We start from the raw sequence: 24,940 nt of genomic DNA, 5'->3' as shown, positions 1-24,940 counted from the left end.
GGCGCGGGCGGAAGAACCGGAGAGGGCTTTGCCCCCTCCGGACCTCCCCCACCAAAGGCTTAAGGCCTTTGGAAACCTCGATTTGGTGTCGGGCGGCATGCTCGGAGGCCGTCGGCGAACGCCGTAACGGGCACAGGAGCAACCCTCGGCACCGGCGCCCGGCGCCAGGTGACGGTTTCCAAAGGCCCACTCGCCTTTGGCGGGGTGGCTCGGAGGGGCGGCGCCCCTCCGATCTTCGCGCCCATGGATCGGCGCCCCCGCATCTCCCGGCCGGTCTCGCCCGCCTTCAATACCGATCCGGCACATACAGCGCCGCCGGCAGCGTCGCGCGTTCGTAGTCCGGGTTGAATACGCGTTCCGGCAGCGTCACCGGGTCGTGCGGCACGTCCCCGTATTCGACGGCGCCCAGCAGATGGGCGATGCAGTTCAGCCGCGCCCGCTTCTTGTCGTTGCCCTCGACGATGGTCCAGGGCGCCTCGGGGATGTTGGTGCGGGCGAACATCTCCTCCTTGGCCTTGGTGTAGTGTTCCCACCGCACGCGGGATTGCAGGTCCATCGGGCTGAGCTTCCACTGCTTGATCGGGTCGTGGATGCGCATGAGGAAGCGCAGCTGCTGTTCCTCGTCGGTGATGGAGAACCAGTATTTCACGAGGATGATGCCCGAGCGCACCAGCATGCGCTCGAACTCCGGCACGTCACGGAAGAAGTCCTCGACCTGGCGGTCATCGGCGAAACCCATGACGCGTTCGACACCGGCGCGGTTGTACCAGGACCGGTCGAACAGCACGATCTCGCCGGCCGCCGGCAGATGCGGGACATAGCGCTGGAAATACCATTGCGACTTCTCACGGTCGTTCGGCGCCGGCAGGGCCACCACGCGGCAGGCGCGCGGATTGACGCGCTGGGTTATGCGCTTGATCACGCCGCCCTTGCCCGCCGAATCGCGACCCTCGAACAGCACCACCAGCTTCAGGCCCTTGTGCTGCACCCAGTCCTGCAGTTTCACGAGCTCGGACTGCAGACGCAGCAACTCACGGAAATAGAGGCCCCGGTCGAGCGTGCTCTTGCGCCGCTGCGACAACAGGGCGCGGAGTTCCTGCGGGATGCGCCCGTCATCGATCTCGGTCTCGAGTTCCTCGTCGAAATCATCCTCGAGTTCGATGGCCATCCAGGACCTCTCATGCGGGTCCTTGGGGTCGTCGGTCATGCGCGGCTCCATCCTGCGTCGCTGCGCCGACTGCTAGCGACTTCAAAGGGATTGCGGATGACGGTTTTGCGACGAATTTCACGCGGCTGTCGGGCAGCCGGCCGGCCGGACCCGATCATTCCAATCATCAGTGAAAAGGTCATTCTCGTGATCCGAATGGTCTTCTCCCGCCTGCCGCGCTATTGGCGCGTGGGTGCTGCGTTGCACAACGACACCAAGGGTGATTTCACCCGACGCGGCCGGTGGGTCTAAGACCCCGCTCACGGTTTTGCGTGAGGCTTCGAAGAACCATGTCCGCCCCCATCGCGCTGTTCGACGTGAAGGCCCAACAGGCATTGATCCGCGAGGATCTCGACCGCCGCATCGCCGCGGTGCTGGATTCAGGCCGCTTCATCAACGGCCCCGAGGTCGCAGAACTCGAGGAGAAGCTCGCCGCCTTCGCAGGCTGCGCCCATGCCGTCGGCGTCTCCTCCGGCACCGATGCGCTGCAGATCGCCATGATGGCCGAGGGCGTGGGCCCCGGCGACGCGGTGTTCCTGCCCGCCTTCACCTACACCGCGACCGCCGAGGTGCCGCTGGTGCTCGGCGCCACCCCGGTATTCGTCGATGTCGAGGCCGAGACCTTCAACATCGACATCGCCGACCTGGAACGCCGCATCGCCGCGGTGAAGAAGGACGGTCGGCTGAAGCCGCGCGCCGTGGTCGGGGTAGACCTTTTCGGCCTGCCCGCCGACTGGACCGCGATCGAGGCGATCTGCGCGCGGGAGGGGATGTTCGCCCTGGATGACGCCGCGCAGGCCTTCGGCGCCACGCTCGGCAACCGGCGCCTCGGCTGCTGGGCGCATGCCACGGCGCTGTCCTTCTACCCGACCAAGACGCTGGGCGCCTATGGCGATGGCGGCGCGCTGCTGACCAACGACCCGGACCGGGCCGAACTGTACCGGTCGCTCCGCACCCATGGCGAGGGCAAGACCCGCTATGCGGTGGAACGCACCGGCATGAACGGCCGGCTCGACACCATCCAGGCGACCATCCTGCTGGCCAAGTTGGCGCTATTCGACGGCGAGCTGGCGCAGCGCAAGCGCCTCGGCGCGGCCTATGACGCGGCGCTGGCCGGACGCGTGGGGGTTCAGGCTACGCCGCCCGGTGCGGAAAACGCCTACGGCCTCTACACCATCCGCCTGGCCGACGCGGCGGCACGGTCGCGCGTGCAGGCGGCGCTGACCGAACAGAAGATCGGCAGCGGCATCTACTACCCCAAGCCGCTGCACCACCAGCCGGCCTATGCCGCGCATCACGCCGGCTGCATCGCCGGCGGCCCCGCGCCGCTCCCGGTCAGCGAGGCACTGTGCGACCAGGTCCTGTCGCTGCCGATGCACCCGTATATGAGCGAGGCCGATGCAACGCGGGCCGCCGGCGTTGTGCTGGCGGCCCTGTAGGGCCGATCCTTCAAGGCGCCGGCCCCCCCGGTATAGGGCCCGCATTCCCGGACCCTGCGCCCTGCCGCCCCAATGGCGTGCGGGCCGGCCCGCCGGGCGCCCCGGGTCCCGGCCTTCGGCATCCTCGGGGCTCGGTGGGATGGTGCGTCGTGGCAAGGCCGCCCTGCCTGGCCGGGTGCCCGTTTCGCCAACCCGGACAGGCCCCCGCCCAAGCCTTTGCCGGCGACCTGCCGCAATCATACCAACGGCACGAGCCATTGACTCGTGCCGAGGCCCGAAGGCGGCCCGCCGGTCGTCCGGCGAAAGCCAAGCAAACCGGAGCTTTGCGCGTCACGCCATGGGCGTGCCTTCGGCACGACGCGTCTGAGGGCAGGCCCAAGCCCATACCAACGGTCGAAGAATTCGGCGGTTGGCATCAGGCCTCCATCCCCTGCGAGAATTGTTGAAATCCGACGTCGCACGGCGCCACCATGGCGCATCGTGACGAGGCGGAACCGATGCGCCGGAGGATCCTTCTCGCCGCGGCCAGTGCCGCGGCACTTCCCATCCCGGGCCAGGCCCGTGCCGAGGAGGCGGTCGACATCGCCCTGGTGCTGGCCGTCGATGTCTCGCGCTCGATCGACGAGGACGAGGCCAGGTTGCAGCGGGAAGGCTACCGCACCGCCATCGCCGACCCGGTGGTGCTGGCCGCGGTTCGCGGCGGCATGGTCGGTGCGGTCGCCATCGCCTATGTCGAATGGGCCGGCATCGAATACCAGCGCACAGTCATCCCCTGGCGCCGCATCGCCACCCAGGCGCAGGCCGATGACTGGGCCGCCGAACTGGCGGCCGCGCCGCGCACCTCGCTGTCCTGGACCTCGATTTCGGGTGCCATCCGCTATTCCCGCCAGATGCTGGGTGAATGCCCGTGGGAGGCGACGCGCCGGGTGATCGACGTGTCCGGCGACGGGGTGAACAATTCCGGCCCGCCGGCCGACCAGCAGCGCGATGCCGCGGTGGCCGAGGGCATCACCATCAACGGCCTGCCCATCATCAACGACCGGCCGACCTTCGGGCGCATGCCCCCCGTTCCGCTCGATGACTACTACCGGGAGAACGTGATCGGCGGCGACGGCAACTTCATGATCGTCGCCGAGGATTTCGAGAGTTTCGGCGTCGCCGTGAAGCGCAAGCTGATCCGGGAAATCGCCAGCCTGCCGGCGGGCATCATTCCGGCGTGACGCTGCCCTCGGTGACCAGGCGCATGCAGCCCTGCACCACCGGCGCGCAGGCGGAATTCTGCGACATCGGCAGGTCGGACGACGCCGAATAGCCGATCCGCGTCACCTTGTTGTCCACCAGCTGGAAGGTGACCCGGCAACTCGACCCGGCCGACACGCTCAGCGAGCCGCCGATCACCGGCACTGGCGCGGACACGCCGGCGGCCGGCGGCGTGCGGTCATAGGTCCAGAACTCCCCGCCCGCCGACCGCGCCGTCAGGTTCGGCACCCCGGCACACAGCCGCAGATCGTCGGCGCGCAGGCCGATCAGCTGTTGGCGGCCATCATCGGCCGTCGCGGAATCGCGGGCGGAACAGGTCGTCAGCAACAAGGGCAGCAACAGCAGGAAAAAACGTGGCGGCACCGTCATGCCAGCAGCTCCATCGGCAGGCCTGTGGCGCGGGCATGGCAAGCGGCCCGCGCAATGCGCTGCGTTTCGTCCCCCATGAAGCGGATCTGGTGACCACTGCATGCGACCCCGGCGGCAGGATTGCGGCGCGCCGGGATGCCGTTGTCCGCCAATAGCGCCAGATCGGCCACGAGCGCCAGTGACGGCTGGTTTCAGTCGGTATCCTCGAGCGACAGGCCCAGCTCCGCCAGCCCTTCCTCGAGCATGTCGCCCAGCAGTTCGATGCCCAGCAGGTATTCGGCCGGGTCGCGGATGTTGCGCTCGCGCGCAAGGGTCCGGGCTTCCTCGAATTCCTCGCCCGAATAATCGCCGCGCCCGATCCAGGCGAGTGCGATCAGCGAGGCCTGCTCATCCTCGTTCAGGTCGGCGATGAAGGCGCGCAGCGCGTCCTCATCCATGTTCTCATCATCGTCGGAGTCGAGGCCTTCCTCGTCTTCCTCGTCGCGCGCGTCGGCGCCGCTCTCCTCGGTCTCCTGCACCGCGCGGGCGGCATCGACGATGGCCGCGACGGATTCGAGGCTGATGCCGAGGTCGAAATCCTCATCATCGCTTTGCGCGGCCATCGGTCTTGCTCTCCAGGGTGTTCGGAACCGGCGCAATCAAGCATGGGCAGGCGGGGGGTTTCCAGCCATTGGCGCGAAGAATTGCGCAGGGAAGGGGCTTGGCAGGGTTGCGCTGAAGGTTGGAGGGGCCTTGCCCCTCCAAGCCTCCCCACCAAAGGCCGGTGGGCCGTTGGAAACCGTCACCTGGCGCCAAGCGCCGCAGTCAGCACGGTGCGCGCATTCCGCGCGGTGGCCGGCATCGCTTCTGTCGCAGGACCGGGCGGGCACGGGAGCACACTGAGGCGTTCCCGGCGACACGCGTGCCACGCGCCGGAAGATCGCATTCCAAAGGCCCGTTGGCCTTTGGTTGGGGTGGCCCGGAGGGGGGCAAGGCCCCCTTCGGTTCGCCATACGCCGCGCCGATCAGGCCGCCCAATCGGGCGCGAAATCCGGGTTCACCAGCCGCCGGCCCTTGGGCAGCGCGGCGATGGCCGCGAGGTCTTCCGCCGTCAACGCCAGCGATGCCGCGGCAAGATTCTCCTTCTGCCCCTGCGCGCGCCCCGATTTCGGGATGGCGACCAGGTTCGGCTGCGCCATCAGCCAGGCGATCGCCACCTGCACCGGCGTTGCGCCGTGGCGCTTCGCGATGGTCTGCATCACCGGGTCGTCATTCACCTGCGCCTTGGCGATCGGCGAATAGGCCGTCATCGCCAGGTCATGGGCGCGGCACAGGGCGGCCAGCTTCTCCTGCCACAGATAGACGTGGCATTCGACCTGCAGCGCGGCGATCGGCGCGATGCGCAGGTCGAGCGCCTGCTTCAGCAGGCCGGGCGGGAAGTTCGACACCCCGATCGCCCGCGCCAACCCATCCGTCCGTAGCTTCGCCAGCGCCGTCAGCGAGGCGGCGAGATCCATCCCCTTGGCGGGCCAATGGATCAGGATCAGGTCCGCATAGGGCGTCGCCAGCTTCTTCAGGGAGGCCTCGGCCGAGGCGCGCAGCGCATCGGGGGCGAGTTCCGTCCACCAGATCTTCGTGGTGAGGAAGATCTCCTCCCGCTTCACGCCGGACCCGGCGATGCCGGCGCCGACCGCTTCCTCATTACCGTACATCGCGGCGGTATCGATGTGGCGATAGCCGAGGCCGATCGCGCTTTCGACAGCCGCCGTCGCCTCTGGCCCGCGCAACTGCCAGGTGCCCAGGCCGATGCGCGGGATCGTCAGCAGGTTCGTCTCGAGGAGACGGGTCATGGCGTCCTATCGCTTCGCAAGATCGATGAGACCGGCGAAGCCGCCCTCGGTGCCGAAGGCGAGGTGCGAGCCGACGCCATTCCAGGCCAGGGCCGACACCGCCGAACCGCGCGGCGCGGCAACCGGCACGACGCGGCCGGAAGCGACCTCGGCGATCAGCACCAGCCCGTCGTCGAAGCCGGCGGCAACGACTTCCTGGCTCGGGTGGCAGGCGACGGTGGTGCACAGCACGCCATCCCCGCCGGCGAGTTCGGTCGGCGCCTTGCCCATCGGGCCGCCACCGAAGAACGGCCACAGCACGACGCAATCCGCCCCGGCGGTCGCCAGCCAGCGCCCCTTGGCGGTGAAGCCGAAGGACTTGGTCTTGGACGGATACCCGGCCATGCGCATGTGCTGTCCGTCGGCCAGCCGCCAGCCATGCAGGGTGTTCTCCTGCATGGCCGTCACGACATGCGTCCCGTCCGGGCTGATCGCGACGCCTGTGTGGCTGCCCTTCCATTCCAGCAGGCGGGGGTTGCTCTCCTTGGCCGCGACGAACCACAGCGACGCGCCGTTGTAGTGCGATGCGGCGATGCGCTTGCCCTTCGCGTCGAAGGCGATGCCGGTGACGGTGGATGGATGCGCGAGCGACTTCAGCGCCGCGCCCTTGCCGTCCAGGATATGCACCGCCTTGCCGACGGCCGCCGCGCGCAGGCCGGACTCATGGGCGGCGACCTGATCCACCCATTTGCTGCCGTACTTCGCGACCTCGGTGGTCGTGCCATCCGGCGCGACGCGCATCAGGCGGCCGTCATCGCCGCCGGTCAGCACGCCGTCCTTGGCATCGGCGCAGATCGACAGGCAGGCACCGTCATGGGCGGGGACGGATTGCCAGCCTTCGACCAGGCGTACCGTGCCGTCGCCGAGGGCGAAGGCGCAGCCGCCATCGCGACCGAAGGCGATGCCGATGACCCAGGCACCGAGATCCTGGGCGTCGCCGCGGGATTCCAGCAGGAAGTCAGTGTCGCTCATGGGCAGAAAGGTCGGGGGAGTGAACTCCCCCGAACCCCCTCCTTTTCTTGTCTATTGGTGCTGGCCCTCGTCGCCTGGCGCCAAGAGCCAGAAAAAGGAGGGGGGGCGGGGGGAGTTCTCTCCCCCCGGTTCACGCCGGCGGCGGGGTCCAACGCGCGATCTCCGCCTGGATCTTCGATTCATCCTCGCCGGCCTGGCAGGCCTCGAAGCCACGCCGCAGCCACGGGCGGTTCAGGTCGCGGCCGATGAAGACGATCTTGGACTTCCTTGGATCGCCGTCCTTCACCTCGCCGATGAAGTCGCCATCGGCGATCATGTGCACGGCCTGGAAAGCGAAGCGGCGGCTTTCGTCGGCGTAGTACAGGATGCCCTTGGTGCGCAGCAGGTCCTGGCCCTTCGACGCCAACACCTGGGTGATCCAGGCATTGAAGCGTTCCGCATCGATCGGCTTGTCGACCTCGAAGGAGACGCTGTTCACCTCGCCGTCATGCTCATGGTGGTCGTCGCCCGACAGGAACTCAGGTTCGCGTTCCAGGATGCGTTCCAGGTTGAAGGCATCGCGGCCGATCACGGCATCGATCGGCACATCGGACTTGATCGCGCGGCGGATCTCGGCATAGGGGTTGATGGCGCGGATGCGGCGCTCGACCTCGTCGGCCTCGGCGGGCGTCACCAGGTCCATCTTGTTCAGCACGATGATATCGGCGAAGGCGATCTGCTCCTGCGCCTCGGTACTGTCCGCCAGCCGCGCGGCCAGGTGCTTCGCATCCACCACCGTGACGATGGCATCGAGCTTGGTCGCGCGCTTGACATCCTCGTCGACGAAGAAGGTCTGCGCCACCGGCGCGGGGTCGGCGAGGCCGGTCGTCTCAAGAATGATGCCGTCGAACCTGTCGCGCCGCTTCATCAGCCCGCCGAGGATGCGGATCAGGTCGCCGCGCACAGTGCAGCAGATGCAGCCGTTGTTCATCTCGAACACTTCCTCGTCGGCATCGACGACGAGATCGTTGTCCACCCCCAGCTCGCCGAACTCGTTGATCACCACGGCGAATTTCTTGCCATGGTTCTCGGTCAGGATGCGGTTGAGCAGGGTGGTCTTGCCGGCGCCGAGGTAGCCGGTCAGCACCGTGACGGGCACGGGGTCGCGGGCGGTTGTTTCGCTCACGGGGATTCTCCGGAAGGTGTAACGCTTGCCGCCCATATGGGGTCTTCGGCCGCCGCGGTGAACCGGTCCTTCCGCAAGGCAACCCGCGCCGCGATGATGGCGGACATGAGGGGGAAGAGGAACCGCCGCCCCTCATCGGCATTCTCGGCCATGCGGCGGGCGGCGGTGGCGGCGGCGATCGCCCCGACATCGTCCATCGCGGCCGCGACGGCGGTGCCGGCGGCGGCGAAATCCGCCGCCTTGCCACCATCACGCAGCAACGGCACCAGCAGGGAGGCCGGGACCATCATCGCCGCATCCTCCCGCGCTTCCAGCGCCGCGGGACCGTGGTCCTTGCGCAGGGCGACCCGGCGCTCCGGGTCCAGCTGCGGGGGCGGGGTGCGGTCGCGCTGGGCCTGGCGCAGCGCGGCTTCCAACTCCTCCGGCGTGAAGGGACGGACCAGCAGGACGTCGAAACCCGCCTCCATCGCGTCGTCCTCCTCCCCGCGCCGCATGCCGTCGCTGGTGCCCACCAGCGGCAGGTCGGCCTGGGGCGGCAGGCGGTCGCGCAGCCGCTGCGCGGCGTCCTGGCCGTCGAAGTCGTCGCCGATGAAGGCCATGACGACGGCCTCCATATCCTCGCGCAGCAGCACGTCCTCGGCGATGTCCCAGTCGGTGACCGGCAACACCTCGTGACCCAGCTCCTCCAGCATGGTCAGCGTCACCACGCGGGAACTGGCCATGGGATCGACCAGCAGCACGCGCAACGCGCGGGGCGCTTCCGGCTCGGACACGGGCGACCTCAGGCCGCTTCGGCGCGGATGGCGTCGGCCAGCGTGCCGACGATCCGGTCGATATGCGGCTTCTCGACGATCAGCGGCGGGGAAAGTGCGACGATGTCCGCCGTCACCCGCACCAGCACGCCGGCATCGAAGCAGCGGCGGAACACGTCCATGGCACGCGCGCCGGGCTTGCCGGGGCGCGACGCCAGCTCGATGCCGCCGATCAGGCCGAAGTCGCGGATATCGATGACGTTCGGCGCGTCGCGCATCGAATGCATCGCGTCCTGCCAATACGGCTCGATGGCGCGCGCCCGGCCGGGCAGGTCCTCGGACTGATGCAACTGCATCGTCGCGATCGCCGCGGCCGCGGCCAGCGGGTGGCCGGAATAGGTGTAGCCGTGGAAGAACTCGATCCCGCCGGCGACGCCATCGACCACCGCGTCATAGACGCCGTTCTTCACCGCCACCGCACCCATCGGCACGGCCGCATTCGTCAGGCCCTTCGCCATGGTCATGATGTCGGGCGTCACTTCCAGCCGCTCGGCGCCGAAATTGGTGCCGATGCGGCCGAAACCGGTGATGACCTCGTCGAAGATCAGCAGGATCCCGTACTTGTCGCAGATCTCGCGCAGGCGCTTCAGGTAGCCGACCGGCGGCACCAGCACGCCGGTCGAACCGGCGACCGGTTCCACCATCACCGCGGCGATGGTCTCGGCGCCGTGCAGGGCGACCAGGTTCTCCAGCACATCGGCCAGTTCCACGCCGTGCTGCGGCAGGCCGCGGCTGAAGGCGTTCTTCGCGGGCAGATGGGTGGACGGCAGGTGGTCCACATAGGGCAGCAGCGCGCCGAACTGCTTGCGGTTGCCGCCGATGCCGCCCACCGACATCCCACCAAAGCCCACGCCGTGATAGCCGCGCTCGCGCCCGATCATGCGCACCCGGCCGGCCTCCCCGCGCGCGCGGTGGTAGGCCAGCGCGATCTTCAGCGCGGTATCGGCACTTTCGGACCCGGAATTGGTGAAGAAGACGCGGTCCATGCCCTCGGGCGTCATCTCGGCGATGCGCGCCGCGGCCTCGAAGGCGATCGGGTGGCCGAGCTGGAAGGTCGGCGCGTAGTCCAGGATCGCGGCCTGCTTCTGGATGGCTTCCTTGATCTCGACCCGGCCATGGCCGGCGTTGCAGCACCACAGCCCCGCGGTGCCGTCCAGGATCTCCTTCCCCTCGGGCGTGTAGTAGGACATGCCCTCGGCGCGGGCGAGCATGCGGGACGTGTCGCCCTTGAAGTACTTGTTGTCGGAAAACGGCATCCAATAGGCGTCCAGGGAATTCGGACGCGGCACGTTGATCTCGTTCATCGGGGTCTCCGGGGGCTCGGCAGGCCGGCAAACAACACCTTGCGGGCCCCGGGGGCAAGCGGCGAGGTCTTGCCCGCCATCGGAAAACATAGCCCGATGCGGCCCACGGACAGGCGGGGCACGACGGCGCGTATGGTCAATGTCGATCTGGTGAGCGTCCTGGCCGTCTTCGCCGCCATGACCGCGGCGGCCGCCCTGCCCGCCCTGCTTCCCCGCCTGGGCATTCCCGGCGTGGTTCTGGAGATCGCGGGTGGCGTGCTGATCGGCCCGCAGGTGCTGAACCTGGTGCATGCCGGGCCGATCGTCACCACCCTCGCCCAACTCGGGCTTTGCGTGCTGTTCCTGCTTGCCGGCTTCGAGGTCGATCCCGACGTGCTGAAGGGCCGTCCGCTGCGCCTCGCCTGGCGCGGCTGGGCGCTGTCGGCAGTGCTGGCCTGCGGCGCGGGCTTCGCCCTGGCCGCGGCCGGGCTCATCGAGGCGCCGCTGTTCACCGCGCTCGCGCTGACCACCACGGCCGTCGGCGCCTTGCTGCCGATCCTGCGCGACGCCGGGCGGCTCGCTCCGCCCTATGGCCCGATCGTGCTGGCCACCGGTGCGATCGGGGAGGCCGCGCCGCTGATCGCGCTCTCCCTCATCCTCGCGGGTGCGGCCGGCGCGCCGGTCCAGGCCTTGATCCTCATCGGCTTCGCCGTGGGTGCCGCCGTGGCGGTGATGGTCGCGGCGCGGACCACCCATGGCCACCTGGCCGGGGTTGTGGCGCGCAGCATGGGCAGTTCCGGCCAGTTCCCGCTGCGGCTGGTCATGCTGCTGATGGTGCTGCTGATCGCCCTGTCGGAGGAATTGAGCATCGACCTCGTGCTCGGTGCCTTCGTCGCCGGCGCGGTGGTGCGCGCCGCCCTGCCGCACCACCAGCATGAGGCGCTGCTGACGCGCCTCGACGGCCTCGGCTACGGCTTCCTGATCCCGATCTTCTTCATCGCATCCGGCGTCAGGCTGGATGTCGCGGCACTGTTCACCGACATGCGCGCGCTGGCCATGGTGCCGGTCTTCGCCGCCCTGATGCTGGCGGTGCGCGGGCTGCCGGTCCTGCTGCTGGCACGCGGCGACCTGGACGGGCCGCGCCGCCAGGCCCTGGCGCTGCATGCCGGCACGCAGCTGCCGCTGGTGGTCGCCATCGCCGCCATCGCGGTGCAGGGCGGCGTGATGCCGGGCTGGCAGGCGGCGAGCCTGGTCGGCGGCGGCGTGCTGACCATGCTGGTCTATCCGACGCTCGGCCTGCACCGGCTGGCGCGATAGCGCCTGACCCACGAAGGCGGAACCGCCGAAGCGGTACAGCAATCGCTCAAACCGGGCCCACGGCATGATCCACTATTCCGGATCACGCCGCGGGACCGGCCTTCGCGCACTGCCGCCCGCATGCCATGGTCCGCCGGCGCCAGGAGGAGGGCGCACGCATGGCCAAGGGTCGCCTCGTCATCGGCACCAAGCGATATTCGTCCTGGTCGCTGCGCGGCTGGCTGGCCGTGCATCTGGCCGGGCTGGACGTCGAGGAAGTGGTGATCCCGCTGGCCGGCGGCACCACGCCCGCGGTGCAGCAGGCAACCCCGTCCGGCACCGTGCCCTATCTGGAACATGACGGCGCCAAGGTTTGGGAAAGCCTCGCCATCGTCGAATATTGCGCGGAGATCGCCCCGGCACTGTGGCCCGCCGACCGCGCAACCCGCGCCCATGCCCGCGCCATCGCGTCGGAAATGCATGCCGGCTTCCGTGGCCTGCGCATGTCCATGCCGATGAATATCGGCCGCACCTTTGCCGGCCGCGGCCGCACGCCCGAAGCCCTGGCCGATATCGCCCGGATCGAGGCGATCTGGGCCGCCGCGCTGGCAGCCCATGGCGGTCCTTTCCTGTTCGGTGCGACCTTCGGCGCGGCGGATGCGATGTATGCCCCGGTCGCCACCCGCTTCCTGACCTGGCAGCCGGCGCTGACCGCAACCTCCCTCGCCTATGTCGCCGCTGTCCGCGCCCATCCGCTGATGGAACGCTGGTACGCCGAGGCCGCCGCCGAACCCGCCGCCTGGCTGATCGACAAGCACGAGAACCCGCCCGCATGAACACCGCCGTCGCCCTCGATCATGTCGGCGTCGCCGCGCGCGACCTCGGCCCGCTGACCGCCGCCTATGAACGGCTCGGCTTCGCGCTGTCACCCATCGCGCAGCAATCGGGCAGGCGGCGGCCCGACCTGCCGGTGGAGCCGTGGGGGTCGGGCAATCGATGCGCCTTCCTGAAGCATGGCTATATCGAGCTGATCGCGATCCTCGACCCGTCGCTGTACGACAACACGCTCAACCGGTTCCTCGACCGCTATGCGGGCATGCACATCCTGGCGCTGGCCGTCACGGATGAGGAAGCGAACCTCGCCCGGATGCGCGCGGCGGGAATCGACATCCCCGGCATCGCCTGGCTGGAACGGCCAGTGGAAAAGGGCGGCCCGATCGCGAAATTCGCCCGCCTGCCCTTCCCTGACCCACCCGAGGGCCGCGTCCAGCTGATCCGCCACCTGACGCCCGAACTCGTGTGGAACCCCAAATGGATGGACCACGCCAACAACGCGATCGCGCTGGAGGAGGTGATCCTGTCCGCCGTGGAACCGGCAGAGACCGCGACACGGCTGTCGCGCCTGTGCGGCCTGCCGGTGGAACCCGACCCGGCCGGCGGCTTCCTGCTGCGCCTGCCCGGCGCGGCGGCCGCGGCTGGCCCCTTCGCCCCGGTGATGGAAACCCGCGTCCGCATCCTGACCGAAGCCGCCCTGTCCACCGTCCTGCCTGGCGTCATTCCGCCGGCCTCGCCCTTCATGGCGGGGATGGTGATCCGCACCTCGGACGCGGGTACGGCGGCGCGGCGCGTGCTCGCGGGCATGCCCACCACCGAGGCACCGGCCGGGGTGATGGTGCCGCCGGAATACGCCGCCGGGGCGGCGGTGGTCTTCGCGTGACAGGAAGGCAGAAAGGTCGGGGGAGAGAACTCCCCCGAACCCCCTCCTTTTTCTGTCGGTTGGAGACTGACCGCGGAAGTCAGTTCCCAGGTGTCAAAAAGCGGAGGGGGATTCGGGGGAGGTGTTCCTCCCCCGCTCTGTCTTCCTCATGACGCCCTTCGCCAGGGCGATCGGTGCGTCGCTGCGCACCTACTACGCGCCCGGTCGCGCCGCGCTGCTCGATACCTTCCATGCGCGCTTCCTCGGGGCGGGCGACCTCGCCTTCGACATCGGCACCCATGTCGGCGACCGAACGGCGTCTTTCCGCCGGCTGGGCGCGCGGGTGGTGGCGGTGGAACCGCAGCCGCGCCTGGCCCGCGCGCTGCGGCTGATCTTCCGCGGCGATCCCGGCATCACACTGGTGCAGGCGCTGGTCGGTGCCGAACCGGGGGAAGCGGTGCTGCGGCTCAACACCGCCAACCCGACCGTCGCCACGGCCAGCACGGCGTTCATCGCGGCGGCGGATGGCGCGCAGGGCTGGGAAGGCCAGCGGTGGGATGCGCAGATCACGCAACCGGTCACCACGCTCGACGCGCTGGCGACGCGCCATGGCCTGCCAGCCTTCGTGAAGATCGACGTCGAGGGCTTCGAGGCCGAGGTTCTGCGCGGCCTGACGCGGCCACCGCGGGCGCTCTCCTTCGAATTCACCACCATCCAGCGGGACGTGGCGGCGGAATGCCTGGGCCTGCTGTCGGCGCTCGGCTACCGCGCCTTCAATGCCTGCCTCGGCGAAAGCATGGCCTTCGCGCATGGCGCGCCGATCGATGCGGCGATGATGTGCGACTGGATCAAGGCCTTGCCGCACGCGGCAAACAGCGGCGATGTCTATGCCAGCCTGGTGCGGGAACGGCTGGCGTAGGACGCACCCGTCACGGCCGCAGATACCCCAGCACCACCTCGACCACATGCCGCTCGCGGGCTTCGAGCGCGGCCTCGGTGCCAAGGTCCTGGCCGAAGATGGTGGACAGCGTATGCCGGTTCGCCACCCAGAAATGCCCCAGCCCGAGCATGGTGACATACAGCTGCATCGGGTCCACATCGCGGCGGAACACGCCGGCCTGCTCGCCGCGCTTCAGCACCGCGCGCAGGCTGTCCACCAGCGGCGAATACATCGCCGGCACCTCGGCGCTGCGCTGCAGATACGCCGCGCGGTGGATGTTCTCCTGGTTCAGCAGGGCGACGAATTCGGGGTGCGCGGCGGTGTAGCGCAGGTTGAAGCGCACCAGCCGGGCCATCGCCTCGGGCGGCGCCAGGTACTCCACATCGACCTCGCGTTCCTCGGCGCGCTTGGCGGCATAGGCGCGCTCCAGCACGATCAGCCAGAGCTCCTCCTTCGACCCGAAATGCGCGTAGAGCATGCGCTTGTTCGCACCGGACCGCGCCGCGATCTCGTCCACCCGCGCGCCGGCCAACCCGTTCAGCGCGAATTCCGCCAGCGCGGCATCCAGGATGCGCTGCCGCGTCGCCGCGGCGCGTGCCGAAAGCGGTCGCGGCGCGCGGTCTTCCATCAGAACTTCCCGTCCCGCACTTCGAACTTGGTCGCGCGGCCAAGCGAGCGTCCGCCGCGCCCCACCCAATCCGCCACCCAGTCGAGCATCGTCACCAGCGGCACGGCGGGATAGCCGAAGGCGGCGAAGGCGCGACCGGCATTCGACAGCAGGGCATCGGGCGCTTCCTCGCCATCCAGCAGCGGGGCGGTACCGAGCCGCGCGCCAAGCTGCTGGGCCACCCAGCGGATAGACACCGTCTCCGGCCCGGTCACGTTCATGATCGGGCAGGATGCATCGGCGCGGGACAGCGCGCGCAACGTCCAGGCATTGGCATCGCCCTGCCAGATGACATTGGCGTGGCCCATCGCCATCGGCACCGGCTTGCCGTCCCGCACCTTGGCCGCGACGTCGTGCAGCACGCCGTATCGCAGGTCGATCGCGTAGTTCAGCCGGATGCCGAAGCAGGCCGTCCCGCGCGTCGCCGCCGCATGCTGGAACACGCGTTCGCGCCCGAGGCAGGACGCCGCGTAGTCGCCGATCGGCGCCGGCGGCATGTCCTCGGTCGCACCGCCGGAGATCACCGGCACCAGCCGCTGCACATTGCCGGTCGAGAAGAACACGATGCGCGACGATGCATAGCGTTCCGCCACCATCGCCGGCAGCAGCACGTTCATCGCCCAGGTCAGCGGTTCGTTGCCGGTGGCGCCGAACTTCATCGCCGCCATGAACACGACATTGGGCGCATCCGGCAGGGCGGCCAGCGCGGTGCGGTCCATCAGGTCGGCGGCGAGGCATTCGACGCCCCAGGATTCCATCCGCGCGCGCAGCCCCGGTTCCGACCAGCGCGCCACGGCGATGACCCGGCGTGATGGGTCGGCACGCCTGGCCTGGCGGCACAAGGTCGGACCCATCTTGCCGGCCGCGCCCAGTACCAGGATGTCCCCCGGCACGTCGGCGAGGTCGGCCACCAGTGCGGGATCGGGGCAGGAGAGCATCTCCTCGAGCGCGGACTCGTCGGCGATGACAGCGGGCAGTTGCGGCACGGCGGGTCCTCCTGCCGGCCATCCTTGCCCCCGGTCCGGAGGCCTGTCCATCGGCTGAGCGCCCAACGCAGGGCGCAGCGCCATGCGCATCGCGATGCGCCGTCTGGCGGCATGTGGCGCGCCTACGGGCATGCCCGGTCGCAGCGCGACGGTGGCGCCATCGCAACAGGCGGAATTCATCGCCTGCGGATAGGTGGAGTTCCCGAAGATGCTCGACCTTCTGCTGCTGATCGGCGGCGTCGCGATCCTCAAAATCATCTTCCCGCGGCTGTCCCCGCTCGAGGAAGAGCGCCTCCGCATCACCGCGGACCCCGCCTTCGGCCCGCATATCCTTTGAGCGTGCAGGAGCACGATGGCTATCTGGCCCGTCTCCAGCGAGGACGGGGTACGATGGCGCGCGGGCCGGAAATCGCCGATTTCCCCGAGAAGCTTCGCCTCGCCCTGGCGAGCACGAATCTATCCCGCGCGCAGCTGGCCCAGGCCGTGGGCGTGGACAAGTCGGTGGTGGCGCGCTGGCTCAATGGCGCACTGGGGCCGAGCGACCAATCGCTGACCGCGCTGACGGCCGGGCTCGGCAAGGCGATCGGCGGCTTCCGGCGGGCTGACTGGGACCTTCCGATGACCGCGCTGGCCGACCGGCTCGGCGTCGCACCGGTCCTGCCCGCGGCGGCGGCATCGCCCGAGACGGCCTATCCCTTTCCCCGTGCGATGGCGGCCACGAGCGGCGCGATCGCCCATGCCGAGGCGACCTATGCCGCCCTCTGGCTCCTCGCTTTCCCGTCGCCGACCGAACGCGGGCGCATCTTCCCCTTCGCCATACGCATCATGCGCAGGCCAGTGGCGCTCAACCTCGAGATCGAATACCTGAACCGGATCCTGGTCGACATGCACGGGCCGGCCTTCGCGATCGAGGACCGGCTCTACGGCCATATGGATTCCAGGCTGCGCGCCAACATGGGCACATTCGTGCTGCAGGGGACGACGCTCGACCGCGCTCTCGTGCTCGACGGCGTGCTGGCGACGCGGAGCATCACAAACCGGATCTTCGCCGTCCGCGTGCTCGCTTTCCGTCTCAGCACCTCGGTGGAGGAAGCGGCGCTCAGCGCCGCCATTGCCCGCGCCGGTGCGCTCTACCTCGAAGGATTCGAGGAGCGCCTCCCCCCGGCCATGCGCGCGGCGTTCCAGCGGCCGCCGAGCGACATGGCGGAGGCGAACTGGATCTCGCTGGACGCGGATACCTCCTGGGCGATGGGGGAGGTGCGCCGCGGCGATCCGGCCTGCCGCCATGCGATCGAGGCGCTGGGCGTGGCCCGCTCGCTCTTCGCCGAGGTACTCGGCACGGTTCAGGCATCCTGACCGGCTCCTACCGCGTCTCCGGCGCCGCGGCGACTTCGAGCGCACGGGGCAGCAGGATGAAGACCTCCGCTTCGTCGCGCATGCGGCCGGCGCGTTCGCCCGCCTCATGGCCCCAGCCCCAGAAGAAGTCGGTCCGGGCCGGGCCGCGGATCGCCCCGCCGGTATCCTGCGCCACCACCAGCCGGCCGACGGCCGGGGCATCCCGCCGGGCCATCGGGTCCCGCACCGTGACGAACAGCGGCGCGCCAAGCGGGATGAAGCTGCGATCCACCGCGACCGACCGCTGCGGGGTCAGCGGCACGCCGAGCGCGCCGATCGGCCCCTGGTCCGGACCCAGGTTCTCCACGACGCGAAAGAAAATGTAGGACGGGTTGCCGCGCAGCAATTCCGTGGCGCGATCATACCCCGCGCCAGCCAGCCAGCCGCGGATCGCCTGCATCGACATCTGGTCGCGCGTCAGTTCGCCCTGCTGGATCAGCACCCGCCCGATCGGCACATAGGCGCGCCCGTTCTGGCCGGCATAGCCGACGCGCAGCAATTGCCCATCCGGCAGCACCACCCGGCCGGATCCCTGGATGTGCAGGAAGAAGGCATCCGCCGGATCGTCCACCCACACCAGTTCCAGCCCGCGCCCGGCCAGCACGCCGGTATCGATCGCCGCGCGGTCGTAGAAGGGTTCCAGCCTCCCTTCCACCAGCATGCCGAAGCGGCGCCGCAGCGGATTGCCGATCACCGGCTGTTCCACCAGCTCCGGCGGGCGGGCGAAAAGCGGCGTGCGGAACGCGTCGTTCGGTTCGACCGAACCGCGCAGGATCGGCTCGTAATAGCCTGTCATCACGCCATTGCCGGCGGCGAAAGGTTCGAAGTGCAGCTCCAGGAAGGCGCGGACGACGGCATTGCGGCTGGCGCGCCAGGCATTCATGCGGCGTTCGAAGGCGGGCCCTGGCGTCGCGCTGCCGACCAGCCGCGGTGGCCGTGGCAGGCTGCGCTCCAGCGCTCGCAATTCCGGGCAAACGGCCTGCCAGGCCGAAGCGGTGCCGGCCCGCAGCGCGGCCTCGCCCTGGCCGCCGAGCGGCGCCTCCGGGCGCATCGGCCGCAGGGCGGAACAGGATGCCAGCAGTGTCGGCAGGATCTCGGCATGGCCATCCGCCTCCCAACCCGGCAGGTCGGCGAAGGTGACGGGGCGCAGGGGTGGAAGCGGCGCTTCCTCGGGCCGGGGTTCGGGCTCGGGCACCGGTGCGACCTGCTGTGCCAGGGCCGACACCCGGAGGAGCAGCCAAAACAGCAAAGGCAGCGCCGCGGCCCACGCCGCGCGACCATGGTGGCCCGACCGGTACATGGGGGGTGTATACTCCGGCCCGGCCGGCGCCGCGACTCTCCGGGGGCTGTTGGAGGGTCGCGGACGCCCCGGTCCGGGGCTAGACGGACCGGGTTCCCACCAGTTTCCAGGTGGGATCGGATACCCGAGTGTCCCTCTGGAAGGTCCAAAGGTCTGTGATTTCGGTCACAGCCTCGGCCCCCGCGCTGATCGAGCCATCCTTCGCGGTGATCAGGTTCACCTGGTCCGAGACGATGCGCAGCGTGATGTCGGCGACGGTGTCGCGCAGTTCCGCTTCCTCGATGGAGATGCCGTTGATGGCGCGCAGTTCGGTGCGCTGCGTCTCCCCGGCGATCTCGCGGGCGGAGATCGCCTGGTCGAAGCCGGCGAAGGACTCTTCCGACAGCAGGTTCCGCAGCGTGTCGCGGTCGCCGGCGGCGAAGGCCTGCACGATCATGCGGAACGCGCCCTCGGCGCCGTTCAGGAAGACCGCCGGATCGAAGGCCGGGTCCAGCCCGCGGATGCGCATGAGGACCTGGCCGACGGGCGAGCGAGGGTCGGGTAGCGACCGCGCGACGGCGCCCGCCGGGACGGGCGGGGGCAATTCGGCCTCCCGCGCGGGCACGGGCTGCGCCGCGCCCGGCGCGGCCTCGCCGGGCTGGCGCTCGAAGCCGGTGCGCCGGCCGAGCACGCTGCGCAGGCGCAGCACCAGGAAGGCCGCGACCATCGCGAACAGGATCAGATCGATCGGCAGGCCGCCACTCATGTCTATCTCCTCAGGCCCCTTCACTTAGGGCTGCCGGGTCGCTGCCGCAACATGCGGTCCCTGCGGTTGCCGGCGGCTTTACGGGCCGCTACGCGGTGGGGTAGCCAACAGGGACGCGCCGGATGATCCTTCTTCGCCACGGACAAAGCGAGTTCAACCTGTTGTTTACCCAGACGCGGAAGGACCCGGGGATCGTTGACCCCGTGCTGACGCCGCTGGGGCATGAACAGGCCGCCGCCGCCGCGGTTGCACTGGCGGATGAGGATATCCGGCGCATCGTCGTCTCCCCCTATCGCCGCGCCATCCAGACGGCGCTGCCGGCGGCGCAGCGGCTGCGGCTGCCGCTGACCATCACGCCGGTGGTGCGCGAGCGCTATGCCTTCACCTGCGACATCGGCAGCCCGCGCACGGCCCTGGCGCAGACCTTCCCCGACGTGGACTTCGAGCATCTGGAGGAAGTCTGGTGGCCGCCGCAGGAGGAACCGGCCGACCAGGTCGAAGGCCGCGCCAACCTGTTCCGCGCGGAAATGGCTGCGCTGGACGACTGGGCCCACACGCTGGTGGTATCCCATTGGGGATTCATCATGGCGCTGACCGGGCTCAGCGTGACGAATGGGCAGATCCTGCGTGTGGACCCGACCGAGCCGGGGCCGGCGCTGGTGCCGTGGAAGCATCATTGACGGTCTGATCCCGACCGCAGGCGACGCCCGGGATCGCGATTCTCCAAGCGTCATCACGCATTCGTGCGGATTCCGGTTGCATATCCGCCCGCAACGGGTTCGCAGTGGCAGCGCGGCGCCCGCCGTGCCCCGGCGCCGCCTTCGCGAAGGAGGCATCGCCATGTCGTATGTCCTGGCGCCGGGTATCATGGTGGTGGGGACGACCCTGCTTTCCAGCCCCGAGGTGCTGGTCTGGGCCACAGGCTGGCTTGCGGCCGGGTTGGGCCTGTGGCTTCACGCCGTGCGGCCGCCAGCCGAGAACAGCCTCGAATTGGCCGTGCTGGAGGCAGGGCTCGGCGTCATGTGACAGGCGGCGCCGCGCGTCACCCCCAGGGATTGCGCCGGCCTTGCGACCACGGGCCGCCGGAGGCCGGGGCTGGCGCCGACCATCCGCCGCCACCCTGGCCCATCCGCCCCGCCAGGTCGTGCAGCGCTGCCACCCGGTTCGCCGTGCTCGGATGCGTCGAGAACAGATTGTCCATCCGCGCCCCGGACAGCGGGTTGATGATGAACATGTGCGCCGCCGCCGGATTGGCCTCCGCGCCGTAGTTCTGGATCTGGTGCGCGTAGCCATCCAGCCGCTGCAACGCCGAGGCCAGGCCGAGCGGATTGCCGGTGATCTCGGCCCCCACCCGGTCGGCTTCGTATTCGCGCGACCGGCTGATCGCCATCTGCACCACCGCGGCCGCCAGTGGTGCGAGGATCAGCATCAGGATCATCGCTATCGGCCCGAACGGGCTCTGGTTGCGGTCGCGCTGCCCGCCGAAGATGAAGCCGAAATTCGCCAGCATCGAGATCGCGCCGGCAACGGTCGCGGTCACCGTCATGATCAGCGTGTCACGGTTCCTGATATGCGCGAGCTCATGCGCGATCACGCCGGCCACCTCCTCCTCGCTCATCAGGTTCAGCAGGCCGGTATTGACCGCCACCGCCGCGCTGGACGGGCTGCGCCCCGTGGCGAAGGCATTGGGCTGGTCCTCATGGATCACATAGAGCGCGGGCATCGGCAGCCCGGCGCGCTGCGCCAGCTGGGCCGTGATCTCATACAGCCGCGGCGCGTCATGCGGGCCGATCGGCTGCGCATTCTGCATGCGCAGCACCATCCGGTCGCTGTTCCACCAGGCGAACAGGTTCATGCCACCGGCGAACAACAACGCCAGGATCATCCCCTGCTGCCCGGCGATGGCGAAGCCGATCCCCCCGAACAACGCCGTCAGCGCCGCCAGCAGCACCGCCGTCTTCACATATCCACCCATCGCCTCGTCCTCACTGCTGCGTCGCGGGCCACGACAGACTACATCATCCCTACCATGACCAAGACGCCCCCCGACGACACCGCCCCCGCCGGCGCCCCGCCCGCCGCCGCCACGGCGCCGCACCCCGCACCGAAGCCTGCCGCGCCCAAGCTGCCGAAGGAGATCGGCGGCCCCGCCGGCCCCGAGCCCACCCGCTTCGGCGACTGGGAACGCAAGGGCCGGGTCAGCGACTTCTGATGCCGCTCGACGAAGGCCCCATCCGCGACCTGCCGCCCCGGCCCCAGTCCCGCAACGTCCTGGGCGGCGTTCTGTTGCCCTGTTCGGTCGCGCCGCTGACCGGATTTTTCCGCGACGGCTGCTGCAACACCGGCCCGGCCGATGTCGGCCTGCACGTTGTCTGCGTCGAGGTCACCGCCGGCTTCCTCGCCTTCAGCCAGGCCGCCGGCAACGACCTGTCCACGCCGCGCCCCGAATACGGCTTTGCCGGCCTGAAGCCCGGCGATCGATGGTGCCTGTGCGCCGATCGGTGGGAAGAAGCGCGCCGCGGCGGCTTCGCCCCGCCCGTGCTGCCGGAAGCGACGCATGAGGCGGCGCTGCAGGTCTGCCGCCGCGACCACCTGCTGGCCCATGCACTGGACCGGGCGCCACCAGGCTGAGGCGCGGGCGCGCGGATGTGGGGAGGCCACGAACGCCATGGCCTTGTGGCATCCGCGCGGTATTCGGTGATCGGAAGCGGAGGGGCGCCACCCCGGAGGCGCGGATTTTGGCGGGCGAGCCGGAGAGGGCTTTGCCCCCTCCGGACCTCCCGCACCAAAGGCTTAAGGCCTTTGGGAACCTCGACTTGGCGAGGGGCGCGGCGGGGGTTTCGACGACACCAGGATGCGTCGTGCAGAGCACCAAGGTCCGACCAGATCCCCATCTTGGCGCGAGAAGCCACGCAAGCCGCCGAGGAGGCCGATGACGGGGCCTTCGCCATCCAGGCATGGCGCTCGCCAAGCGAGGGCTTCAGAAAGCCCGCCAGGCTTTGGTGGGTAGAAGGGCGGAATTGTCGCGCCCAGCGCCCGCACGCGTCATCTCGGCGACGCCAGCACCGCCGGCTCCGATTCCTTCGCCTCCGCCTCGGGGGCGCGTCGCTGGGCCAGCGCCGCGATGCGGCCGAGCACGGTGTCCATGTCGTAGGGCTTGCCGATCAAGTCGAATTCCCCGGCGCCGCCGTGCTTGGCCAACGCCTCGGCCGCGTAGCCCGAGGCGAGCAGCACGCCCACGCCCGGGCGCAGCGTTCGCGCCTCCCGCGCCAGGTCCACCCCGCTCATGCCGCCAGGCATCACGACGTCCGAGAAGATGATGTCCGCCGGCACACCCTCCCGCAGCAATTGCAGCGCCGTCGGGCCATCAGGTGCGGCCAGCACCGAGAAGCCCGCATCCGTCAGCATCTCCACCGCCACGCCACGCACGGCGGGCTCGTCCTCGACCACCAGGACCGAAACGCCCTTGCCCGACACCGGTGCCGCGAGCGTCGGTGACGCGGTGCGGCCCGGCGCGCCGTCGGATTCCGATCCGAGCGGCAGATAGAGCGTGACCGTGGTGCCGCGCCGCGGCGTGGACTGGATGGCCACATGCCCGCCGATCTGGCGCATGAAGCCGAAGACCTGCGACAGGCCGAGCCCGGTACCTTGGCCGTCCTTCTTCGTGGTGAAGAAGGGCTCGAAGGCGCGTTCACGGACTTCGGGCGGCATGCCCTCGCCGGTGTCGCGCACCTCGATCGCGACATAGGGGCCGGGCTGTGCCTCGGGGTTGCCGGCCAGCGCCTGTTCCTGCAGCCAGGCGCGGCGGGACACGATGCGGATGGTCCCCCCCCGCGGCATCGCGTCGCGCGCATTGATGACAAGGTTCAGCAGCGCCGCCTCCAGCTGCGCGGCATCGGCGCGGCAGGGCGGCAGTTTCTTGTCGAGCGTGAGATCCAGGGTGACCGATTCATCGAGCGCGCGGCGCAGCAGAGGCCGGAAATCCTGCACCAGCAGGTTCGCATCCACACTGGCGAGCACCAGCGGCTGGCGCCGCGCGAAGGCGAGCAAGCTGGCATTCAGCCGCGCTCCGCGGTCCACCGCGGCCACGGTGGCGCCGAGCAGGCGGCGCGTCCTTTCATCCGCGCGTGACCCGAGATGGCGTTCGAGCGCCCGCGCCGTGCCGAGGATGGCGGTCAGAAGGTTGTTGAAGTCGTGCGCGACGCCGCCCGTCAGCCGCCCGAGCCCTTCCATCCGCTGCGCATTGCGCAGCCCGTCCTCCGCGGCCTCGCGCCGGGCGATCTCGGCGCGCAGGTCCGAGGCATTGGCTTCCAGCCGCTTCAGGGTCTCGCGGTCGCGCCGGGCCCGCCGGCCACCGCTGAAGGCAAACAGCGCCAGCAGCAGCCCGGCCATGAAACAGCCAATGCCGTTCAGCGCCAGGCTCAGCGAGGCCATGCGCTGCTCCGGCAGCCCCGGGATGGTGTAGACGATGCTGAGCGGCAGGGTGCCGATCCGCCGCCAAGCGACGTACTGGATCTCCCCGTCGCCGAAGGAATCAGTGGCCAGCGGCGCGGATTGTGGGCGGTCGGCCAACATGGCCTGGCGCAGCGGATCCGACGCGTTGAGCAATGCCGGCGTCGCGGCGGTGGCACCCTGGCGCATCAGGATGGTGCCGTCATTGCGCACCAGGGCGAAACGGCCGCCAGGTCGGTGACCGGCCTGCGACCACGCCGTGAAAAAGGCTTCGGCGCGCAGCACGGACAGGATGAGGCCGTCGAAGGGCCGCCCTTCCGCCGCGCGGCCCCGGCCGATGACGAGACCCGCGCCCTGCGCCGCCAGTTCGCGCGACGCGGCCTCGAAATACACGGACCGGCCTGCTTCGCGCGCCGCGCGCATGGCCTCGAAGCCGCTCGCATCCGCGTTCGGTGCCTGGTCCGGCCCGCCGGCGGCAGCGACGCGCCCGTCGGGGCGGATCAGCGCCAGGAGACCCAGTATGGCTGGCTGCGCGGCCTCGATGCGTCGCAGATCCGCCTGCACGGACGCCCGGCGTGCCTGGATCTGCACCCAGCTTAGCCCGGCTATCGCGTCCTCCGCTCGGTCAAGCGCGAGGATGCCGCCGTCGATCAGGCGCTGGGCCTGCTCACCGGCAAGCTGCGTGGCGACCACGCCCTCGTCGCGCAGGGCGTCGCGCCGATGACCCATGTCGTGCTGCCGCAGGACGGCGAACAGCAGGGCCGGCAGAACCACCGCGGCGGCAAGAATGGCGCCGGGCCGCAGCGGCCGGTCCATCAAGCGCGTCGTGATCGGCCGAGTCACCAAGCGACCTGTTCCCTGACCATACCGCCGACCACGCCCATCGCGGCGCGATCAGCCCCCCCCAAGTCCCGGTGGCAACGTCCGCAGGACGTCATCGCCGGCCCATCAATCCCTGCATGCGGCGTCCTGGCACCGCGGCACCTTCGTCGCCGATGCGGGGATCGTCGCGGGCAGGACGCCGCAGGCGCAGCCTGACGCCGTTCCGGGCGCGCGCAGTATGACACGATCGTGCGTCAAGGGCAGGT

27 protein-coding genes are annotated in these 24,940 nt (G+C 69.8%); 12 read left to right on the top strand and 15 right to left on the bottom strand.

Annotated features, from left to right (window positions below; genetic code table 11):
* Nucleotides 1-286: 286 nt before the first annotated feature.
* Complete coding sequence (gene ppk2 / locus AAFN86_RS05805) at nt 287-1,207, bottom strand: polyphosphate kinase 2 (protein ID WP_347542285.1); 921 nt, start codon at nt 1,205-1,207, stop codon at nt 287-289.
* Between the two features lie 290 nt (nt 1,208-1,497).
* On the opposite strand from ppk2, the gene AAFN86_RS05800 reads away from it, so the two are divergent.
* Together AAFN86_RS05800 and AAFN86_RS05795 are read left to right on the top strand one after the other, a co-directional pair.
* Complete coding sequence (locus AAFN86_RS05800; protein WP_347542284.1) at nt 1,498-2,646, top strand: DegT/DnrJ/EryC1/StrS family aminotransferase; 1,149 nt, start codon at nt 1,498-1,500, stop codon at nt 2,644-2,646.
* Between the two features lie 497 nt (nt 2,647-3,143).
* The gene (locus AAFN86_RS05795; protein ID WP_347542283.1) at nt 3,144-3,866 is read left to right on the top strand and encodes a DUF1194 domain-containing protein; all 723 of its coding nucleotides are present in this window, start codon (nt 3,144-3,146) and stop codon (nt 3,864-3,866) included.
* Here AAFN86_RS05795 and AAFN86_RS05790 read toward each other — a convergent pair.
* From AAFN86_RS05790 to AAFN86_RS05755, 8 genes are all read right to left on the bottom strand, one after another.
* Nucleotides 3,853-4,275, bottom strand: a complete 423-nt coding sequence (locus AAFN86_RS05790) for a hypothetical protein (protein ID WP_347542281.1) — start codon at nt 4,273-4,275, stop codon at nt 3,853-3,855. The genes AAFN86_RS05795 and AAFN86_RS05790 overlap by 14 nt on opposite strands.
* Complete coding sequence (locus AAFN86_RS05785; protein WP_347542280.1) at nt 4,272-4,445, bottom strand: hypothetical protein; 174 nt, start codon at nt 4,443-4,445, stop codon at nt 4,272-4,274. Before AAFN86_RS05785 ends, AAFN86_RS05790 begins: the two co-directional genes overlap by 4 nt.
* A 21-nt stretch (nt 4,446-4,466) precedes the next feature.
* Nucleotides 4,467-4,877: a DUF3775 domain-containing protein gene (locus AAFN86_RS05780; protein ID WP_347542278.1), complete on the bottom strand. Its 411-nt coding sequence runs from the start codon at nt 4,875-4,877 to the stop codon at nt 4,467-4,469.
* A gap of 402 nt (nt 4,878-5,279) precedes the next feature.
* Nucleotides 5,280-6,104: an aldo/keto reductase gene (locus AAFN86_RS05775; protein WP_347542277.1), complete on the bottom strand. Its 825-nt coding sequence runs from the start codon at nt 6,102-6,104 to the stop codon at nt 5,280-5,282.
* Nucleotides 6,105-6,110: 6 nt separating this feature from the next.
* Nucleotides 6,111-7,115: a WD40 repeat domain-containing protein gene (locus AAFN86_RS05770; RefSeq protein WP_347542276.1), complete on the bottom strand. Its 1,005-nt coding sequence runs from the start codon at nt 7,113-7,115 to the stop codon at nt 6,111-6,113.
* A gap of 130 nt (nt 7,116-7,245) precedes the next feature.
* Entirely contained in the window at nt 7,246-8,316 is a 1,071-nt protein-coding gene (locus tag AAFN86_RS05765; protein WP_408906581.1) for a CobW family GTP-binding protein, read from the bottom strand.
* Nucleotides 8,277-9,053, bottom strand: a complete 777-nt coding sequence (locus AAFN86_RS05760; protein ID WP_347542273.1) for a hypothetical protein — start codon at nt 9,051-9,053, stop codon at nt 8,277-8,279. The genes AAFN86_RS05765 and AAFN86_RS05760 overlap by 40 nt, the downstream gene beginning before the upstream one ends.
* An 8-nt stretch (nt 9,054-9,061) precedes the next feature.
* On the bottom strand, nt 9,062-10,396 hold the full coding sequence (locus AAFN86_RS05755) for an aspartate aminotransferase family protein (RefSeq protein ID WP_347542272.1): 1,335 nt from the start codon (nt 10,394-10,396) through the stop codon (nt 9,062-9,064).
* Between the two features lie 96 nt (nt 10,397-10,492).
* Between AAFN86_RS05755 and AAFN86_RS05750 the strand changes: the two genes are divergently transcribed.
* The 4 genes from AAFN86_RS05750 (at nt 10,493) to AAFN86_RS05735 (ending at nt 14,286) form a co-directional block, all read left to right on the top strand.
* The gene (locus AAFN86_RS05750) at nt 10,493-11,692 is read left to right on the top strand and encodes a cation:proton antiporter (protein WP_347542271.1); all 1,200 of its coding nucleotides are present in this window, start codon (nt 10,493-10,495) and stop codon (nt 11,690-11,692) included.
* A 158-nt stretch (nt 11,693-11,850) separates the two neighbouring features.
* Complete coding sequence (locus AAFN86_RS05745; RefSeq protein ID WP_347542270.1) at nt 11,851-12,507, top strand: glutathione S-transferase family protein; 657 nt, start codon at nt 11,851-11,853, stop codon at nt 12,505-12,507.
* Entirely contained in the window at nt 12,504-13,388 is an 885-nt protein-coding gene (locus tag AAFN86_RS05740; protein WP_347542269.1) for a VOC family protein, read from the top strand. Before AAFN86_RS05745 ends, AAFN86_RS05740 begins: the two co-directional genes overlap by 4 nt.
* Nucleotides 13,389-13,509: 121 nt before the next feature.
* Nucleotides 13,510-14,286, top strand: coding sequence for an FkbM family methyltransferase (locus AAFN86_RS05735; RefSeq protein WP_347542268.1), 777 nt, complete (start codon nt 13,510-13,512; stop codon nt 14,284-14,286).
* Nucleotides 14,287-14,296: 10 nt separating this feature from the next.
* Here AAFN86_RS05735 and AAFN86_RS05730 read toward each other — a convergent pair whose 3' ends face one another.
* Both AAFN86_RS05730 and AAFN86_RS05725 read right to left on the bottom strand, forming a co-directional pair.
* Nucleotides 14,297-14,935 (bottom strand): TetR/AcrR family transcriptional regulator, encoded by a 639-nt coding sequence (locus AAFN86_RS05730; RefSeq protein ID WP_347542267.1) that lies wholly within the window; start codon nt 14,933-14,935, stop codon nt 14,297-14,299.
* On the bottom strand, nt 14,935-15,960 hold the full coding sequence (locus tag AAFN86_RS05725; protein WP_347542266.1) for an NAD-dependent epimerase/dehydratase family protein: 1,026 nt from the start codon (nt 15,958-15,960) through the stop codon (nt 14,935-14,937). The genes AAFN86_RS05730 and AAFN86_RS05725 overlap by 1 nt, the downstream gene beginning before the upstream one ends.
* 208 nt (nt 15,961-16,168) lie before the next feature.
* Between AAFN86_RS05725 and AAFN86_RS05720 the strand changes: the two genes are divergently transcribed.
* Together AAFN86_RS05720 and AAFN86_RS05715 are read left to right on the top strand one after the other, a co-directional pair.
* Nucleotides 16,169-16,297: a hypothetical protein gene (locus AAFN86_RS05720; RefSeq protein ID WP_347542265.1), complete on the top strand. Its 129-nt coding sequence runs from the start codon at nt 16,169-16,171 to the stop codon at nt 16,295-16,297.
* Nucleotides 16,298-16,350: 53 nt separating this feature from the next.
* Nucleotides 16,351-17,316, top strand: a complete 966-nt coding sequence (locus tag AAFN86_RS05715; RefSeq protein WP_347542264.1) for a helix-turn-helix transcriptional regulator — start codon at nt 16,351-16,353, stop codon at nt 17,314-17,316.
* A 7-nt stretch (nt 17,317-17,323) separates the two neighbouring features.
* Here the strand turns inward: AAFN86_RS05715 and AAFN86_RS05710 are convergent, their stop codons facing one another.
* Both AAFN86_RS05710 and AAFN86_RS05705 read right to left on the bottom strand, forming a co-directional pair.
* Nucleotides 17,324-18,550, bottom strand: a complete 1,227-nt coding sequence (locus tag AAFN86_RS05710; RefSeq protein WP_347542263.1) for an MltA domain-containing protein — start codon at nt 18,548-18,550, stop codon at nt 17,324-17,326.
* A 184-nt stretch (nt 18,551-18,734) separates the two neighbouring features.
* Complete coding sequence (locus AAFN86_RS05705; protein ID WP_347542262.1) at nt 18,735-19,400, bottom strand: Tim44/TimA family putative adaptor protein; 666 nt, start codon at nt 19,398-19,400, stop codon at nt 18,735-18,737.
* A gap of 122 nt (nt 19,401-19,522) precedes the next feature.
* Between AAFN86_RS05705 and AAFN86_RS05700 the strand changes: the two genes are divergently transcribed.
* Nucleotides 19,523-20,080: a histidine phosphatase family protein gene (locus AAFN86_RS05700; protein ID WP_347542261.1), complete on the top strand. Its 558-nt coding sequence runs from the start codon at nt 19,523-19,525 to the stop codon at nt 20,078-20,080.
* A gap of 160 nt (nt 20,081-20,240) precedes the next feature.
* On the top strand, nt 20,241-20,426 hold the full coding sequence (locus AAFN86_RS05695; RefSeq protein WP_347542260.1) for a hypothetical protein: 186 nt from the start codon (nt 20,241-20,243) through the stop codon (nt 20,424-20,426).
* A gap of 16 nt (nt 20,427-20,442) precedes the next feature.
* Here AAFN86_RS05695 and htpX read toward each other — a convergent pair whose 3' ends face one another.
* Entirely contained in the window at nt 20,443-21,375 is a 933-nt protein-coding gene (gene htpX / locus AAFN86_RS05690; RefSeq protein WP_347542259.1) for a zinc metalloprotease HtpX, read from the bottom strand.
* A gap of 54 nt (nt 21,376-21,429) precedes the next feature.
* Between htpX and AAFN86_RS05685 the strand changes: the two genes are divergently transcribed.
* The gene (locus tag AAFN86_RS05685) at nt 21,430-21,612 is read left to right on the top strand and encodes a succinate dehydrogenase assembly factor 4 (RefSeq protein WP_347542258.1); all 183 of its coding nucleotides are present in this window, start codon (nt 21,430-21,432) and stop codon (nt 21,610-21,612) included.
* On the top strand, nt 21,612-22,031 hold the full coding sequence (locus tag AAFN86_RS05680; RefSeq protein WP_347542257.1) for a DUF2237 domain-containing protein: 420 nt from the start codon (nt 21,612-21,614) through the stop codon (nt 22,029-22,031). The genes AAFN86_RS05685 and AAFN86_RS05680 overlap by 1 nt, the downstream gene beginning before the upstream one ends.
* Before the next feature lie 414 nt (nt 22,032-22,445).
* Here the strand turns inward: AAFN86_RS05680 and AAFN86_RS05675 are convergent, their stop codons facing one another.
* Nucleotides 22,446-24,668 carry an ATP-binding protein gene (locus AAFN86_RS05675; RefSeq protein ID WP_347542256.1) on the bottom strand — a complete coding sequence of 741 codons (2,223 nt, stop codon included), beginning with the start codon at nt 24,666-24,668 and terminating at the stop codon, nt 22,446-22,448.
* Between the last annotated feature and the right edge of the window lie 272 nt (nt 24,669-24,940).

Source organism: Roseomonas sp. CAU 1739, assembly GCF_039839775.1.
In the GTDB taxonomy this organism is placed as follows: domain Bacteria; phylum Pseudomonadota; class Alphaproteobacteria; order Acetobacterales; family Acetobacteraceae; genus Neoroseomonas.
Note: the sequence above shows the minus strand (reverse complement) of the source record. Positions and strands in the feature narration are given on the sequence as shown.